The organism is Desulfovibrio sp. DV, from assembly GCF_001936595.1.
In the GTDB taxonomy this organism is placed as follows: Bacteria; Desulfobacterota; Desulfovibrionia; order Desulfovibrionales; family Desulfovibrionaceae; genus Solidesulfovibrio.
On the sequence record NZ_MLBG01000192.1, the window covers coordinates 1 to 1,937 of the forward strand.

Here is a 1,937-nt window from a genome sequence, read left to right on the forward strand (position 1 = left end):
CTTTGATTCGGTGGAGGAATGCTACGGCTCCCTGGCCCGGGAAATCTTCGCCCTGGAAACCGGGCTTTCCTCGGACCCGGACATGAACTGGACGCTTTCGGCCCTGGACCGCTTCCGGCTCATTTCCAATTCCGACGCCCATTCCGGCGAAAAACTCGGCCGGGAATCCAATCGCTTTACCGGCCCGGCCTCCTACGCCGGCATCCTTGGTGCCCTGCGCGGCACACCCGGAGAGACGCAGTTTGCCGGCACCGTGGAATTTTTCCCGGAAGAGGGCAAATACCACCTCGACGGCCACCGCGACTGCGGCGTGGCCATGGAACCGGCAGCGGCCAAGGACCTCGGCGGCATCTGCCCCAAATGCGGCAAGCCGCTCACCCTTGGCGTGCTCCACCGGGTGCTCGATCTGGCCGACCGGGCCACACCCGTGCGCCCGGAGGGCGCGCCGGGATTCACCTCGCTCGTTCCCCTGGACGAGGTGGCCGGCGAGGTCTTGGGCGTCGGCCCCAAGACCGGCAAGGTGCGCACGCTCCTCGGGACGCTCTTTGCCCGCTTCGGCACGGAAATCGCCATCCTGCGCGACGTGCCGGCCGAGGACCTGCGCCGGGTCAGCCCCGGTTTGGCCGAGGCGATCACCCGGATGCGCCAGGGCAAGGTGAGCCGGCAGGCCGGCTTTGACGGCCAGTTCGGCCGCATCACGGTTTTTTCCGACGAGGAGCGGCGCGACCTCAAGGCCGGCCGCTTCCTGGCTGCCGCGCCCATGGCCCGGACCGCGCCGCGCGAGCCGGCCCCGGACGACGACGCCCCGGCCGAACCTCCCCCTGCCCTGGCCCCGTCTCCGGCCAAACGCCGCGCCGCCGTCAAAGTCTCTGAAAAAGGCCGTCGCCGACCGCCGACGCCAACCCCTGCCCCGGCCGCCGGCCTCACCGACGACCAGTCCCGGGCGGTCGCCACCGGAGCCCGCCACGTGCTGGTGGTGGCCGGTCCGGGCACGGGCAAGACCCATACCCTCATTGCCCGCATCCGTTCGCTCCTGGCCCTGGGCGTGGCCGCCGGCAACATCCTGGCCGTGACCTTCACCCGCCGGGCCGCCACCCAGCTGCGCGAACGGCTGGCCCGGGAGGACGGCGGCAGCGACATCCCCCGGGCCGACACCCTGCACGCCCTGGCCCTTTGCGCCCGGACCGAGGCCGGCGAACCCGAACCGGTCATCTTGTCGGAAAAATCCAGCGAACGGCTCTTTGCCCTGGCCAATCCCGAACTGACCGGGGCGCGGCTGCGCACGGCCTGGAAGGAGCTGAGTCTGGCCCGGGAACGGCTGGCCCCGCCGGAATTTCGCCCGGAAGGCATTCCCGGCCCGGAACTCTACGCCGCCCGCTACGCCGCCCACAAAAAAGACTACGCCCTGACCGATTTCACCGACCTGCTGGAAGGCTGGCTGGCCGCCATGGAATCCGGCCGGCATCGTCCGCCCTGGACCCATGTGCTGGTTGACGAGGTGCAGGACCTGACCCCGCTGCAGCTGGCCGTCATTGCCGCCCTGGCCGGGCGCGAGCGGGCCGCGCTTTTTGCCATCGGCGACCCGGACCAGTCCATCTACGGCTTCCGGGGCGCCTCGGGCCGGGTGGGGACGGCCCTGGCCGAGCTGTGGCCGGACCTGTCCGACCATTGCCCTGACGGACAATTTCCGCTCGGCCGCGCCCCTGCTCGATCTGGCCGCCGGGGTGTTTCCCGGCCGCACGGCCCTTGTCTCCCGGGCCGGCAGCGAGACCCAGGCGGCCTGCGAGATTCAGCTCTACGAGGCCCCCACGGCGGCCGGAGAGGCGGCCTGGGTGGCTGAACGGGTGGCCGGCCTGCTTGGCGGCTCGTCATTGACCCTGACCCGCGACTTTTCCGCCCAGACCCTGGCTCCGGGCGACATTGCCGTGCTGGTCCGG

1 protein-coding gene is annotated in these 1,937 nt (G+C 71.0%); it reads left to right on the top strand.

Annotated features, from left to right (window positions below; all coding sequences use genetic code 11):
* Window positions 1-1,840, top strand: a 1,840-nt coding sequence (locus tag DVDV_RS21650; protein WP_254845498.1) for a UvrD-helicase domain-containing protein, incomplete at its 5' end; no start/stop codon positions are given.
* Window positions 1,841-1,937: the final 97 nt, after the last annotated feature.